13 protein-coding genes are annotated in these 13,557 nt (G+C 66.3%); 8 read left to right on the top strand and 5 right to left on the bottom strand.

The annotated features are described in order from the left end of the window. The first annotated feature begins 193 nt into the window (after positions 1-193). The 4 genes from DEF76_RS12725 to DEF76_RS12710 all read left to right on the top strand — a co-directional run bounded on the left by DEF76_RS12725 (position 194) and on the right by DEF76_RS12710 (position 4,334). The gene (locus tag DEF76_RS12725) at positions 194-1,147 is read left to right on the top strand and encodes a quinoprotein relay system zinc metallohydrolase 2 (RefSeq protein WP_114912660.1); all 954 of its coding nucleotides are present in this window, start codon (positions 194-196) and stop codon (positions 1,145-1,147) included. Positions 1,148-1,247: 100 nt separating this feature from the next. After that, positions 1,248-2,042: a quinoprotein dehydrogenase-associated SoxYZ-like carrier gene (locus DEF76_RS12720; protein WP_114912659.1), complete on the top strand. Its 795-nt coding sequence runs from the start codon at positions 1,248-1,250 to the stop codon at positions 2,040-2,042. Positions 2,043-2,138: 96 nt separating this feature from the next. After that, on the top strand, positions 2,139-3,779 hold the full coding sequence (locus DEF76_RS12715; protein WP_114912658.1) for a long-chain fatty acid--CoA ligase: 1,641 nt from the start codon (positions 2,139-2,141) through the stop codon (positions 3,777-3,779). Between the two features lie 51 nt (positions 3,780-3,830). Further along, on the top strand, positions 3,831-4,334 hold the full coding sequence (locus DEF76_RS12710; protein ID WP_162800631.1) for a hypothetical protein: 504 nt from the start codon (positions 3,831-3,833) through the stop codon (positions 4,332-4,334). A gap of 15 nt (positions 4,335-4,349) precedes the next feature. Here DEF76_RS12710 and DEF76_RS12705 read toward each other — a convergent pair whose 3' ends face one another. After that, positions 4,350-5,426 (bottom strand): tartrate dehydrogenase, encoded by a 1,077-nt coding sequence (locus DEF76_RS12705; RefSeq protein ID WP_114912656.1) that lies wholly within the window; start codon positions 5,424-5,426, stop codon positions 4,350-4,352. A gap of 146 nt (positions 5,427-5,572) precedes the next feature. Here DEF76_RS12705 and DEF76_RS12700 point away from each other — a divergent pair, with 146 nt between their 5' ends. The 4 genes from DEF76_RS12700 to DEF76_RS12685 all read left to right on the top strand — a co-directional run bounded on the left by DEF76_RS12700 (position 5,573) and on the right by DEF76_RS12685 (position 9,733). Continuing rightward, positions 5,573-7,537, top strand: coding sequence for an elongation factor G (locus DEF76_RS12700; protein WP_114912655.1), 1,965 nt, complete (start codon positions 5,573-5,575; stop codon positions 7,535-7,537). Between the two features lie 93 nt (positions 7,538-7,630). Further along, a complete protein-coding gene (locus tag DEF76_RS12695; RefSeq protein WP_114912654.1) occupies positions 7,631-8,029 on the top strand; it encodes a carboxymuconolactone decarboxylase family protein in 399 nt (132 codons plus the stop codon). Next, a complete protein-coding gene (locus DEF76_RS12690) occupies positions 8,026-8,943 on the top strand; it encodes an NAD(P)-dependent oxidoreductase (RefSeq protein WP_114912653.1) in 918 nt (305 codons plus the stop codon). The genes DEF76_RS12695 and DEF76_RS12690 overlap by 4 nt, the downstream gene beginning before the upstream one ends. A gap of 1 nt (position 8,944) precedes the next feature. Continuing rightward, positions 8,945-9,733: an N-acyl homoserine lactonase family protein gene (locus tag DEF76_RS12685; protein WP_114912652.1), complete on the top strand. Its 789-nt coding sequence runs from the start codon at positions 8,945-8,947 to the stop codon at positions 9,731-9,733. A 16-nt stretch (positions 9,734-9,749) separates the two neighbouring features. Here the strand turns inward: DEF76_RS12685 and DEF76_RS12680 are convergent, their stop codons facing one another. The 4 genes from DEF76_RS12680 to DEF76_RS12665 form a co-directional block, all read right to left on the bottom strand. After that, positions 9,750-10,580 (bottom strand): putative bifunctional diguanylate cyclase/phosphodiesterase, encoded by an 831-nt coding sequence (locus DEF76_RS12680; protein WP_162800630.1) that lies wholly within the window; start codon positions 10,578-10,580, stop codon positions 9,750-9,752. 190 nt (positions 10,581-10,770) lie between these two features. Further along, complete coding sequence (locus DEF76_RS12675) at positions 10,771-11,931, bottom strand: site-specific DNA-methyltransferase (RefSeq protein ID WP_114912650.1); 1,161 nt, start codon at positions 11,929-11,931, stop codon at positions 10,771-10,773. 93 nt (positions 11,932-12,024) lie between these two features. Continuing rightward, on the bottom strand, positions 12,025-12,639 hold the full coding sequence (locus tag DEF76_RS12670; protein WP_114912649.1) for a ribonuclease HII: 615 nt from the start codon (positions 12,637-12,639) through the stop codon (positions 12,025-12,027). Positions 12,640-12,739: 100 nt separating this feature from the next. Beyond that, on the bottom strand, positions 12,740-13,549 hold the full coding sequence (locus tag DEF76_RS12665) for an enoyl-CoA hydratase (protein ID WP_205215998.1): 810 nt from the start codon (positions 13,547-13,549) through the stop codon (positions 12,740-12,742). Positions 13,550-13,557: the final 8 nt, after the last annotated feature.

Here is a 13,557-nt window from a genome sequence, read left to right as displayed (position 1 = left end):
CGCGGCCCGTCGCTTCTCCCTGGCCGAATTGGCGGGGAGGCGTGATACTGTCTCGTTCACGGGTCGCCGTTTCTCGCTAGAGCGCGATCGGTTTAAGTCGATCACGCTCTACCCCTATTTTGGCGAGCAAGTTGGCCGGTTTTGATTGAACAGGATGGTTCAATCAAAACCTACCTTGCTCTAAGGTTCCGCGATGTTTTGTCCCTGTTGTCCGCCCCGTCTGACCCGCCGCCGACTGCTCGCGAGTGCGGCGCTGGTGGCGGCGGCCGGCGCTGCGCCTGGCTTTGCAGCAGTCCCGGCTTTCGCGATGGCCGAGGTCGCGCCTGGGATTTTCGTCCGCCGCGGCGAAGATGCCGACGCGACGGCGGCAAATGCCGATGCCATCGCCAATATCGGCTTCGTGATCGGGAATGATGCGGTCGCGGTGATCGATCCTGGCGGCAGCGGCGTTGACGGCCTGCGTCTGCGCGCCGCCATTCGCGCCCGGACCGAGCGGCCGATCCGTTATGTGATCGAAACCCATATTCATCTCGATCACATTTTTGGCGCGAGCGCCTTCGCTGAGGATCGCCCGGTGGTGCTCGGGCATACGAGGCTGCCGGCGGCGTTAGCGGCGCGGCAGGCGTTTTATCGCCAGCGGCTCACGGATCTGCTGGGCCCGGAGGCGGCAGGTGACGCGCTGGCGCCGACGCTCGTGGTTGCGGACCGGCAGGTGATTGATCTCGGCGGCCGCGTCCTTGAAATCACCGCCCATGAGCCGGCCCATACCGATTGCGATCTCACTCTGTTCGATGCCGCGACCGGAACGCTTTGGGCCGGAGACCTGCTTTTTGTCGGGCGTATTCCGGTGCTCGATGGCAGCCTCACGGGCTGGCAGGCGGCGCTTGCCGCGCTCAAGACGCGGGCGGCGGCGCATGCGGTGCCGGGGCATGGCCCGGTTTCCGTTGCCTGGCCAGCGGCGGCGGCGGACGAGGAGCGCTATCTCGCGACCCTTGCGCGCGAGGTTCGCGCCCTTATCATCAAAGGCGTTGATATCGACGCCGCAAGCCGCATGGCGGTGCGGTCCGAGCGCGACAAATGGCGCCTGTTCGATGATTACAATGGCCGCAACGTCATCGAAGCCTATAAGGAGCTAGAATGGGAATGACGCTCCGAACGGACAAAAGTTTTTTGGTTCTTTTTTTCAAAAAAGAACATACTTTTCCCCCGCAGATGCGCTTTTAGGCGAAAATCGGGAGTGCGACGTCATGAAATATCTTCTGGCTCTCGGCCTATTCCTGTTTATTGCGCTGCCGGCGCGCGCCGCCGAGGACGAGGCAGCGCGGGCGGCGCGCTGGGACAATCTCCGCCATGTCGTGTTCGGCGACCGGGTGCTGCATGACGGCACCGGTGTGATCGCGCTCGAAGCCCCGACGCGGGCGATGGATGCGGCGCTGGTGCCGGTCGCGATCACGCTGAGCGGTGCCAAACCCGTCAAGGCGGTTTATCTGCTGGTGGATGGCAATCCGTCACCGCTCGCCGGCACGTTTCATTTCGGCCCGGCGATCGATCCCCATCTGCTCAAAACCCGTGTCCGGGTCGAGCAATACACGCTGATGCACGCGGTCGCTGAGACGACCGATGGCGAATTGTTCGTGACCGAGCGCTTCGTCAAGGCGGCCGGCGGCTGCTCGGCGCCGGCGGGCAGCGATCAGGCGCTCGCGCTCCGCGAGATCGGGCGGATGAAGCTCACGCTCACCGGCGATCCCGTCCCCGGCCAGCCGGAACTCGCCGAGCTCCTGATCCGCCATCCCAACAATAACGGCATGCAGATGGATCAACTGACCAGGAATTATATTCCGGCACGTTACATCCAAACCATCCACGTCACCTATAATGACCGGCTGGTGTTCGATTTCGACGCCGATATCTCGCTGAGCGAGGATCCGGCGCTGACCTTCGCCTTCATTCCTGACGGCCCCGGAGATCTGCAGGTGACGGTGGAGGACACGGCGAAAGCGGTGTTCAAGCGCAGCTTCGCGGTCACGCCGCAGCGGAGCTGAGCGGCTAAAAAAATCTGCCGATCGTGTCTCTCCTCGTGTAACATCGCGAAAAATGCGGCGGCCGGGGCGCGACCCGGGTCGGAGGGGAGGGAAACGATGCAGGGATTGATGCAGCAGACACCGCTGCTCTTGTCGTCGCTGATCAGCCATGCGGCGGCGAACCATGCCGGTGCCGAGATCGTCAGCCAAAGCGTTGAAGGGCCGATCACGCGCACGGGTTGGGGCGAGGTCGCGCAGCGGGCGGGAAAGCTCGCCGGCGCACTCAAGCGGTTGGGCGTCGGTGAGGGCGATCGCGTCGCAACGCTCGCCTGGAACACGTCGCGCCATCTCGAACTCTATTTCGGGGTGACCGGCATCGGTGCCGTGTTGCATACCGTCAATCCGCGCCTTTTCCTGCCGCAGATCGACTACATGCTGCGCCATGCCGAGGACGGCTATGTCTTCTTCGATCTCAGCTTCGCCGAGTTGATCGCCGAACTCGCCCCGAAAATCCCCTCGCTCCGTGGCTGCGTTGCGCTCACTGATCGCGCCCATATGCCGAGCCTTCCCATCCCCAACCTGCTTTGCTACGAGGAACTCCTGGCTGGCGAGAGCGAGGCCCATCCCTGGCCAAACCTCGAGGAAAACGCCGCCGCCATCCTGTGTTACACGTCGGGCACGACCGGCAATCCCAAAGGGGTGCTCTACAGCCATCGCGCATTGCTGCTCCATTCCTTCTGCGCCGCGGCGGCGGATGGTCTTGCGATCTCCTGTCTCGATAGCGGGCTTCTGGTGGTGCCGCTCTTTCATGCCAATGCCTGGGGCCTGCCATTCGCCGCCGCCATGGTCGGGGCCAAGCTGGTGCTGCCGGGGCCACGCCTCGATGGCGCCAGCCTGTTCTCGCTCATGCAGACCGAGCGCTGTACCTTCGCCGCCGGCGTGCCAACGGTGTGGTTCGGATTTTTCGATTACATCGATCGCCAGCGCGCCGCCCTCGATCTCACGACGATCCGCCTCGATCGCGTTCTCTGTGGCGGCTCGGCGGCGCCGCGGGCGCTGATCAAGCGCTTCGATGAGGAGTTCGGCGCCTTTCTCCTGCATGCCTGGGGCATGACCGAAACCAGCCCGATCGCGACGCTGGGCCGGCTTCTGCCCAAGCATCTCGGCCTCGACCGCGAGGCGCGCTATGACATCCAGGCGAAACAGGGGCGGCCGGTCTATGGCGTCGAGGTCCGCGTCGTCGATCCCGAAGGGCGGCCATTGCCGCGCGATGGCCGTTCGGTCGGGGCGCTGATGGTGCGTGGCCCGTGGGTGACGGCAGGATATTTCAAGGGCGAGGGCGGCGTCGTGCTCGATGCTGACAACTGGTTCAACACCGGCGATGTCGCGACCATGGACGAAGATGGCTATGTCACCCTCACCGATCGCGCGAAGGATATCATCAAATCCGGCGGCGAGTGGATTTCCTCGATCGAGCTGGAAAACGCCGCCGTCGCCCATCCTGACGTCTTGGAAGCGGCGGCGATCGGCGTTGCTCATCCGAAATGGGTCGAGCGCCCCCTGCTGCTGATCCGCAGGAAGGAGGGAGCGGCGCTCGACAAGCCGACGATGCTCGCTTTCCTCGCCGACAAGGTGGCGCGCTGGTGGCTCCCTGACGACGTCATCTTCGTCGAGGAATTGCCGCATACCGCGACCGGCAAGCTCTCGAAAGTGACGTTGCGCAAAATTTACGCCAACCACCTGACCGCGGCGCTCTAGCGGTTGGCGCGGCAGGGCAAAGAGAGCGGATAGAAACCAATGATCGCACCGATGACACGCCTCGCGCCGGTTATGCTCGTTCTCCTGCTCGCGGCCATAAGCGCGCATCGAACATGGGCCGATGATCCCGCCGCCGGCACGCCAAACGTCCTGACCATCGAAACCGCCACCGGCAAGAGCATCGTCGTCAGCGAAGCGACGATCGCCGCGCTCGCGGCGAAGACGGCGGAGATCGCTTTCGAGACCAACCACGGCGCGCAACACGCGGTCTTCGATGGCCCGTTGCTGTGGACGGTTCTGGCCCAAAGCGGCGCCCTGGCCGGGATGACGCCGCGCGAGCAGGTCGGGCATGTCGTCATCGTCACGGGCCGCGACGGCTATCGCGCGGCGCTCGCGCTCGGCGAAATCTCGCCCGAATTCGAGGGAAAATCGGTGCTGCTCGCCGAGCGGATGAATGGCACGGCGCTCGGCGCGGGCCATTGGCGCCTGATCGTGCCCGGCGATCACCGTGGCGGGCGCGATGTGCGTGACGTTGTCACCATCACGCTCCGCTGAGCCGCTCGCCAGAGATCACGCGGTATTGCCGCCGGCGATCGCCGCGCACACCGCTTGGGTGACCTCCTTCGTCGTCGCCTTGCCGCCGAGATCGGGGGTCATGATCCCGGCCGCGGTGACCTGCTCGACCGCGACCATCAGCGCTCTCGCGGCACCGCTCTCGCCGAGATGCTCAAGCATCATCGCGGCACTCCAGAAACTGCCGACCGGGTTTGCGATTCCTTTCCCGGTGATATCGAAAGCCGAGCCGTGGATCGGCTCGAACATCGAGGGGAAGCGCCGCTCGGGGTCGATATTGCCGGTTGGCGCGATGCCGAGCGAGCCGGCCAGCGCGGCTGCGAGGTCGGAGAGGATATCGGCGTGGAGGTTGGTTGCGACGACGGTATCGATCGAGGACGGACGGCGGACCATGCGCGTCGTCATCGCGTCCACCAATTCCTTGTCCCAGGTGACTTCGGGAAATTCCGCGGCGATTTCGGCGGCGATTTCGTCCCACATCACCATGCCGAAACGTTGCGCGTTGGATTTCGTCACCACCGTCAGATGCTTGCGCGGGCGCGCGGCGGCGAGGCGAAAGGCAAAGCGCATGATGCGGGTGACACCGACGCGGGTGAAGATCGCAACCTCGGTCCCGACCTCCTCAGGCAGCCCGCGATGCGTGCGCCCGCCATTGCCGGCATATTCGCCCTCGGAATTCTCGCGCACGATCACCCAGTCGAGATCGTTCGGGCCAATCCCGGCGAGCGGGCTTTTGACGCCGGGGAGGATGCGGGTCGGGCGGACATTGGCGTATTGATCGAAGCCCTGGCAGATCGGCAGCCGGAGGCCCCAGAGGGTGATGTGATCTGGCACGTCGGGCGCGCCGACGGCGCCGAAATAGATCGCGTCCTTGTCGCGGAGCCGCGCGAGCCCGTCATCCGGCATCAAGGCGCCATGCTTGCGATAGCGCGCCGAGCCCCAATCGAGCGTCTCGACATCGAGGGCGAAGCCGCCATCACGGGCGGCGAGCGCCGCCAGCACCTCAAGCCCGGCATGGATTACTTCCGGGCCGATGCCGTCGGCGGGAATGGCGGCGATTTTGTAGCGGCGCATGGCGTCTCCTCCGTATCCAACGGGCGCGACAATGGCGGCGGGTGGCGGCCGAGGCAAGAGCGCGCGAGGGGCTTGCGCGGGAGGCAGGAAAAGGCGGAGGATCACCGAAAGATTTTTGCGAGAAGACTTTTTCGAGGGGGTGAGCGATGTCCGACGAGACTGTTTCCCGCTCATGTGCGTTGATCGGCCCGTTCGGGGCGGGCAAGACGGCGCTGTTTGAAGCACTCCTGGAACTCGGCGGAGCGCCGCCGCGGCGAGCCCGCGGGGCGCGCGGGGTGGGATTGCAGCTCGGCGGCGCGACCTATCTCGGCGAATCCTGGTCGCTGCTCGATTGCCCTGGTTCCATCGAATTTTTCCACGAGACCGAGGCGGCGCTGGCGGTGGCCGATTTCGCGGTGCTGGTCGCCGATCCCGATCCCGCCCGGGCGCTCGCCTGCGCGCCCTATTTCCGGGCGCTGGCGGAGGCCGAGATGCCGTATCTGGTGTTCATCAACCGGATCGACGGATTTACCGGCCGGATGCGCGACACGCTGGCGGCGCTGCAAGCCTTGAGCCGGCGGCCGCTGGTACTGCGCGAGGTGCCGATCCGGGCCGGCGAGCAGATCACCGGCTATGTCGACGTGGCGAGCGAGCGCGCCTGGCGCTATCGCGAGGGCGCGGCGTCCGAACTGATCGCGATGCCCTCCGAGATCGTCCCGCGCGAGCAGGAGGCGCGGACCGGCTTGCTCGAGGCGTTGGCCGATCATGATGACGCTTTGCTCGAAAAACTGCTCGAGGACGTCGTGCCGACGCCGGAGGAAGTGTTCGAGCAGTTGCGCCGCGACCAGCGCGCCGGCGCCATCGCCGAGGTGCTGTTCGGCGCCGCCGAGCGTCGCCAGGGGGTGCGGCGGCTGTGGAAAGCGCTTCGCCATGACGCCCCGTCTGCCCTTGATAGCGTGCGCCGGCGCGGCGTTGCCGCCGAGGGCGAGGCGTTGGCGCAGGTGTTCAAGACGCTCCATGCCGGGCATGCCGGCAAACTCTCACTCGTGCGTGTCTGGCGCGGCGAGGTGCGTGACGGCATGACGCTGGCCGGCGGGCGGGTCGGCGGCGTTCAGCGCTTTGTCGGCGATGAGATGCAGAAAGTCGCGGCCGCCGGGCCGGGGGCGCTGGTCGCGCTCGGCCGGCTCGAAGGGGCGATGACGGGCAGCGTGCTTAGCCCCGATGACGGCGCCGCGCCGCTCCCCTGGCCATCACCGCCCGCGCCCGTGCATGGGCTTGCGATCACCACCGAGGATCGCAAGGACGACGTCAAACTCTCGAGCGCCCTGCAGAAGATTGCCGAGGAGGATCCGGCGCTCACGATCGCACAAAGCCCCGAAACCGGCGAGACCGTGCTGCAGGGGCAAGGCGAAATCCATCTCAACGCGGTGCTGGAGCGGCTCGCCAAGGCCTATCATCTGCGGCTTGCGACACATCGGCCGCGGGTCGCATTCAAGGAGACCATCCGCCGCCCCGCCCGCCGCCATGCCCGCTTCAAGCGCCAGACCGGCGGCCACGGGCAGTTCGCCGACGTGACGCTGGAGATCGCGCCACGCGGGCGCGGCGAGGGGTTTTCGTTCATCGACAAGATCGTCGGCGGCGCGGTGCCGCGGCAATTCATCCCAGCGGTCGCCGAGGCGGCAGAGGCGACGCTCGCCAAGGGCGTGTTCGGCTATCCGGTGGTCGATATCGCGGTGACGCTGGTCGATGGCGGGTTTCACACCGTCGATAGCTCGGACATGGCGTTCAAGACCGCGACCAGGATGGCAATCCAGGAGGCGCTCGCCGAGGCTGATCCGGTGCTGCTCGAGCCCATCGACCATGTGACGATTATCCTCCCCAACGAGTTTACCTCGAGCGCGCAGCGTCTTTTGTCGACGCGACGGGGGCGGATTTTGGGCTATGCCGAAAAACCCGGCTGGCCGGGTTGGGACGAGGTCGAGGCGCTGGTGCCGGCGGCGGAACTCCACGGGCTGATCATCGATCTCCGTTCGCAGACCCAGGGGCTCGGCACCTATCGCCGGCATTTCGACCATCTTGCCGAGGCGCCGGGCGCGCTTGCCGAAAAGGTTGCGGTGGCCGCCAGCCGTTAGCCGCCGCCGCCGCGCGTCGCGCCGAGGCGGATTGACAGATAAATCGCCCTGGGCGCAGCTTGCCGCCTCGGTCAAAAACGGAGGGTTCGGTCCATGGCGGAAAGTGAGATGTTCGAAAAGGGCTTGGAAGTGCGGCGCGCCGTGCTCGGCGCGAATTACGTCGATGCCAGCATCGCCAAGGCCGATGATTTCATGATGGCGTTTCAGCGCATCACCACCGAATGGTGCTGGGGCTATGCCTGGACGCGGCCGGGGCTGGAGCGCAAGACGCGAAGCCTGCTGAACCTTGCCATGCTCACCGCGCTCGGCAAGACGCCGGAGATCAAGCTCCATGTCAAGGGCGCGCTCGCCAATGGCGTGAGCGTCGACGAGATCAAGGAAGTGCTGCTCCACGCCACTGTCTATTGTGGCATTCCGGCCGGGCTCGATGCGTTCAAGGCGGCGCATGAGGTGCTGGTCGCGGAAGGCGCGTTGCCGGCGACGAAGGCATGACGGCGCCGCCCCGGCGCATCGGCGTCATCGGCCTTGGCAATATGGGCTGGCCGATGGCGGCCAATCTGCTCAAGGCCGGGTTCGAGATCGCGGTTGCCGATGCGCGGCCCGGGCGGGCGGCGCAGTTCGCGCGCGACCTCGGCGGCCGCGCCGGCACCGACGCCGCGGACGCCGCCGCGGGTGCTGATGCCGTCATCACCATGCTGCCGACCAGCGCCGAGGTTGCCGCGGTGATCGCCGCGATCCGGCCGGCGCTGGCGGCGGGTTCGCTGGTGATCGAAATGTCATCCGGTGCGCCGGGGGTGACGCGAACATTGGCTGGGGAATTGGCCTCGGGCGGCATTGCGTTGATCGACGCGCCGGTCTCGGGCGGTGTTCCCCGGGCAGAGCGTGGCGACCTCGCCATTCTCACCGGCGGCGCGGCCGCCGATCTCGCACGCGCCGAGCCGATCCTGCGGGCGCTTGGGACCAGCATTCATCATTGCGGTGACGTCGGCGCCGGGCAAGCGATGAAGGCGCTCAACAATCTGGTCTCCGCCGGCGGTTTTTTGATCGGCATCGAGGCGCTGTTGGTCGGGCAGAAATTCGGCCTCGATCCGGCGGTGATGGTCGATGTGCTCAATGCCTCGACCGGCATGAACAACAGCACCCAAAAGAAATTCAAGCAGTTCGTGCTCTCGCGCCGGTTCGATGCCGGTTTCGGCCTCGATTTGATGGTGAAAGACCTTTCGATCGCCCTCGAAATCGGCCGCGCGAGCGGCACCGCAACCCCGTTTGCGGCCCTTTGCCGGGAGATGTGGGCGAGTGCGGCGGCACTGCTCGGCCCGGGGCAGGATCACACCGCGCTCGCCCGGCTTTCCGAGCAGTTGGCGGGGGCAACGCTCGGCGCGCCCGAGACGGGGAAGGAGGGGTAGGATGTGGGAGGTCTTCGCACTGCGTTACGCGACCCAAGAGCGCGTGGCCCGGGAGAATTTTCTCCATCCGCCCGATCCGCATGATCAGCCGATGCCGATGGATTATTTCTTCTGGCTGCTCCGCCGGCCAGGGGGGCGCGGGGGGGAGGATATCATCGTCGATACCGGCTTCACGCCGGAGATGGCGCAAGCGCGCAAGCGGCGGGTGATCCGGCCGGTGCCGGCGGGGCTCGCCGCCCTCGGGGTCGATCCGGCTTCGGTGCGCGACGTCGTCATCACCCATCTCCATTACGACCATGCCGGCAATCTCGCCCTGTTCCCGAACGCGCGGTTTCATCTCCAGGAGCGCGAAATGGCCTTCGCGACCGGGGCGAACATGTGTTTCTCCTGCCTACGCGTCGCCTTCGAGGTCGAGGACGTCGTCGCCATGGTGCGGGCGCTCTATGCCGATCGGGTGCGCTTCCATGACGGCGAGGGGGCGATCGCGCCCGGCGTCAGCGTGCATCGCGTCGGCGGGCATACCGACGGTTTGCAGATGGTCCGCGTCGAGACCGCGCGCGGGCCGGTGGTGCTGGCGAGCGACGCCTCGCATTTCTACGCCAACATGGAGCGCGAAAACCCGTTCCCGATCGTCTTCAATGTCGGCGAGATGGCGCGCGGCTGGCATGCGGCGCGCAAACTCGCCGGCGATGCGGCGCGGGTCATCCCCGGCCATGACCCGGAAATCCGCCGCCGCTATCCGACGGCCGGCGACGACGAGATTTTCGCCCTGCATCTGCCGCCGCGATGACGGCACCGCCCGCGGATCAGGCCGGGCGGGTAAAGCAAGCGGCGATCGCCTCGGCCGAAAGGGCGTGGCTGAAAAGAAAGCCCTGGCCGCTCTCGCAGCCGACATCGATCAGGAAATTCTCCTGCTCCGGCGTCTCGATCCCTTCCGCGAGCACGGAAAGACCGAGCGCCTGCGCGATCGCGATGAGCGAGCAGACGATGGCGGCATCTTCGCGGTCGCGCGGCAGCGAGCGTATCATCGAGCGGTCGATTTTCATCGTCGTGAACGGCAGCTGCTTGAGTGTCGCAAGGCTGGTATAGCCGATGCCGAAATCATCGATCGCCAGCCCGACGCCGATATCGTTCAAAGCGGCGAGCGTGAGGAGAACATCGGGGCAGATATCGAGGAGGACGGTCTCGGTGACCTCGAGTTCCAGCCGCTCCGGGTCGAGCGAGGAGAGTGCGAGCGCCTCCGTCACCTGATCGATCAGCACGCCATCCATCAATTGCCGCGCCGAGACATTGACCGAAACCCCGGCCGGGCTCGGCCAGCCGGCGGCTTCCCGGCACGCCTGGCGCAAGACCCAGCCGCCGAGATCGTTGATCAGGCCGCTTTGCTCGGCGATGGGTATGAACAGGGCCGGCGAGATCAGCCCGCGCTTGCGATGCGGCCAGCGGACCAGGGCCTCCGCGCCGATCGGCTGGCGCGTTGACAGCAGGTAGCGTGGCTGGAAGGCAAGGCTGAACCCGTCATGCAGCAGCGCCTGACGAAGATCGTGCTCCAGCTTGCGGCTTTCCGCCCGATCCGCCAGCGGCGTTACGCTGGCGCGGACGGGACGGAGCGGTGGATGAGAGAGGTGGGAAACCAAGGGCGTCTTCCAACTCGGGGCGCGATAACCGGGTGACTTTATACCGGCGAGCGTGAGGATATGGTTAATCCCGAGCGACGCAATACCACGCAGAGAGCTTTATCCAATCGAAACGACCCGGTCTATCGTATGAGAAATTTGGGTCAAAAATGAGTTGGTCGCGCCGGCCGGCGCATGGCAGGCAGCGTTTCTAGCGAATAGGGATGACCTTCGCGCCGGTCTTCGGTGTCGCGTCCTCGCATGCCGGCAGCGATGGGGCGGCGTCGGGCGTTGCGCTCTCGGCGCGGAGCGTATCGATCGGGACCAGCGCGCCGTCGCGCTCGATATGCCAGAACGTCCAGCCATTGCAGCTCGCCGCGTTCTGCAGCACCGCGCCGACGCGATGGATCGAGCCGCGCACCGCGCCGGCATGCACGGTGCCATCCGCCGCGACCGTCGCGCTGACGGCGCGGCTGCGGCTGTGCAGGCGCGAGCCGGGCGGCACCACGCCTTGCTCGACGAGGCTGCCGAACGGGATCCGCCGCGTCTCGCGTCGTGACGGCGTGATGGCGATGCCCTCAGGCGGCGCTGGCCGCACCGCCCGCACCCGCCCGATCGCCGCTTCGGCATAGGCGGGATGGCGCTCGATGCCGATGAAATGGCGGCCGAGCCGCCGCGCCACCGCCGCCGTCGTGCCGGTGCCGAGAAAAGGGTCGAGCACGATGTCTCCCGCGCCGGTACTGGCAAGGAGCACCCGGTGCAGCAGCGCTTCGGGCTTTTGTGTCGGATGCAGCTTTATTCCGTGCGCGTTGCGCAGCCGCTCAGAGCCGGTGCACAGCGGAATCAACCAGTCGCTGCGCATTTGCAGATCGTCGTTCAGCGCCTTCATCGCCTGATAATTGAAGCGGTAACGCGATTCCCGCCCCCGCGCCGCCCAGATCAGCGTCTCGTGCGCGTTGGTGAAGCGCCGGCCGCGAAAATTCGGCATCGGGTTGGCTTTGCGCCATATCACGTCGTTCAGGATCCAAAAGCCGAGATCCTGCAGAATGGCACCGAGGCGGAAAATATTATGGTACGTCCCGATCACCCAAATCGTGCCATCCTTGCGCAACAACCGGCGGCATTCCGTGAGCCAGGCGCGGGTGAAGGCATCGTAAGCGGCGTTGTCCTCGAACCGATCCCACGCATCGTCCACCCCATCGACCAGACTATCATTGGGTCGTCGCAGGGCGCCTTGCAGCTGGAGATTGTAAGGCGGGTCGGCGAACACGCAGTGCATCGAGTGGCTCGGGAGCATGCGCATCATCGCGACGCTGTCGCCCACCAACACTTGATCCAGCGGCAATTCGATGATGCGATCCACGGTTCGCATTAATTCCTCGATGGCTCACGGCATGGTGACGCGCGACACCGTGCTGCGTCAATGGTCGCGATGGTCGCTGGAAAGAGAGGCGGGCAGGGCGAATCAGCGCAGCGGGCCGAATCCGCGGCGATGATGGCGGCAGGGGCCGATCAGGGCAAGGGCGGCACGATGGCCGGCGGTCGGGTAACCGGCATGACGCTCGAAGCCATACCCGGGATAGCGGGCGGCGAGCCGCGTCATCAGCCGGTCGCGCAGCACTTTGGCGAGAATCGAGGCGGCGGCGATCGAGAGCGAACGCGCGTCGCCGCCGACCACCGGGCGCGCCGGGCAGGGGAGATCGGGGGCGCGGTTGCCATCGACCAGCGCCACGTCCGGGAGGCTCGGCAGGTGGCGGACGGCGCGACGCATGGCGAGCAGACTCGCGCCAAGAATATTGTATCGCGCGATTTCAGCCACCGACGCCGCGCCGATGCCGAATTCCACCGCCGGACTGGCGCGCAGGGCCGCGGCCGCCTTCTCCCGCCGGGCCGGAGACAGGGTTTTCGAATCGGCGATCAGCGCCGCCAGCGCCGCCGGCACGCCATTCGGGAACACCACCGCCGCCGCGACGACCGGCCCGGCGAGCGGGCCACGCCCGACCTCATCCACCCCCGCGACACGCCGCCCGCCCGTTGCGGCGAGGGCGGCGATTTCAAGGCTGTCGTCAGGGCGCGACATAAGGCAGGAAAAAATGTTCTTTTTTGGAAAAAAGAACCAAAAAACTTTTTCTCGTTGAGCCCTGCCGCAGGCTCGGCTCACGCCAGACAAAATGCCGCATTTAGCGGCCGGTGAACCGCGGCGGGCGTTTTTCGCGAAACGCGGTGCGTCCCTCGCGGTAATCGCCACTGTCGAAGCAGGCCCTGATCGCCGCTTCCAAACCAGCCGTATCGCGTGTCTCGGGATCGGCGAGCGCGGCGGCGACGGCGCGCTTGGCGGCGGCGATGGAGAGCGGCGCATTGGCGGCGATCCGCTCGGCAAGGGACGAGAGGGCGGCCTCGAATTCGGCAACCGGGACCGAGCGATTGACCAGCCCGATGCGCATCGCCTCTGCCGCGTCGATCCGCTCGCCACTATAGAGCAGCATCCGCGCCGCCGCCGGGCCGACGGTCGCGACCAGTTGGCGGGTCATGTCGAAGCCATACGCCAAGCCGAGGCGTGCGGCGGGAATGCCGAACACCGCGTCGCTGGCGGCCAGACGGAGATCGGCGGCAAGCGCGATCCCAAGCCCGCCGCCGAGGCAAAAGCCGCGAACCGCGGCGATCACCGGCTTGTCGAACGATGCTAGCCGCGCCCGCCCGGCACGGGTGCGGCGCTCGTAATGGATCTGCGCCTCGGCGTCATTACGCTCGGCATCGAACTGGCTGATATCGGCGCCGGAGACGAAAGCGCGTTCACCGGCGCCGCGCAGCACGACGACGCGGATGGCGGGATCGGCGGCGAAGGCGTCGAGAATTTCGGCGAGGCCGTCCCACATAGCGAGCGAAATGGCGTTGTGCTTCTCCGGCTGGTTGAACAATACGGTGCCGATCGCATCCGTAACCCGCGCCAGCATTTTGCCGCCGGCGAAAAGCCGTTCCGTCGTTGCCATCGGTGTCA

Source organism: Acidibrevibacterium fodinaquatile (assembly GCF_003352165.1).
Lineage (GTDB): Bacteria > Pseudomonadota > Alphaproteobacteria > Acetobacterales > Acetobacteraceae > Acidibrevibacterium > Acidibrevibacterium fodinaquatile.
This window is presented reverse-complemented; position numbering and strand designations above follow the sequence as displayed.

Excerpts from the sequence above, each read along its gene's own strand:
- DEF76_RS12725 (WP_114912660.1), top strand. The coding sequence starts at position 194 with ATGTTTTGTCCCTGTTGTCCGCCCCGTCTGACCCGCCGCCGACTGCTC.
- DEF76_RS12720 (WP_114912659.1), top strand. The coding sequence starts at position 1,248 with ATGAAATATCTTCTGGCTCTCGGCCTATTCCTGTTTATTGCGCTGCCG.
- DEF76_RS12715 (WP_114912658.1), top strand. The coding sequence starts at position 2,139 with ATGCAGGGATTGATGCAGCAGACACCGCTGCTCTTGTCGTCGCTGATC.
- DEF76_RS12710 (WP_162800631.1), top strand. The coding sequence starts at position 3,831 with ATGACACGCCTCGCGCCGGTTATGCTCGTTCTCCTGCTCGCGGCCATA.
- DEF76_RS12705 (WP_114912656.1), bottom strand. The coding sequence starts at position 5,426 with ATGCGCCGCTACAAAATCGCCGCCATTCCCGCCGACGGCATCGGCCCG.
- DEF76_RS12700 (WP_114912655.1), top strand. The coding sequence starts at position 5,573 with ATGTCCGACGAGACTGTTTCCCGCTCATGTGCGTTGATCGGCCCGTTC.
- DEF76_RS12695 (WP_114912654.1), top strand. The coding sequence starts at position 7,631 with ATGGCGGAAAGTGAGATGTTCGAAAAGGGCTTGGAAGTGCGGCGCGCC.
- DEF76_RS12690 (WP_114912653.1), top strand. The coding sequence starts at position 8,026 with ATGACGGCGCCGCCCCGGCGCATCGGCGTCATCGGCCTTGGCAATATG.
- DEF76_RS12685 (WP_114912652.1), top strand. The coding sequence starts at position 8,945 with ATGTGGGAGGTCTTCGCACTGCGTTACGCGACCCAAGAGCGCGTGGCC.
- DEF76_RS12675 (WP_114912650.1), bottom strand. The coding sequence starts at position 11,931 with ATGCGAACCGTGGATCGCATCATCGAATTGCCGCTGGATCAAGTGTTG.
- DEF76_RS12670 (WP_114912649.1), bottom strand. The coding sequence starts at position 12,639 with ATGTCGCGCCCTGACGACAGCCTTGAAATCGCCGCCCTCGCCGCAACG.
- DEF76_RS12665 (WP_205215998.1), bottom strand. The coding sequence starts at position 13,549 with ATGGCAACGACGGAACGGCTTTTCGCCGGCGGCAAAATGCTGGCGCGG.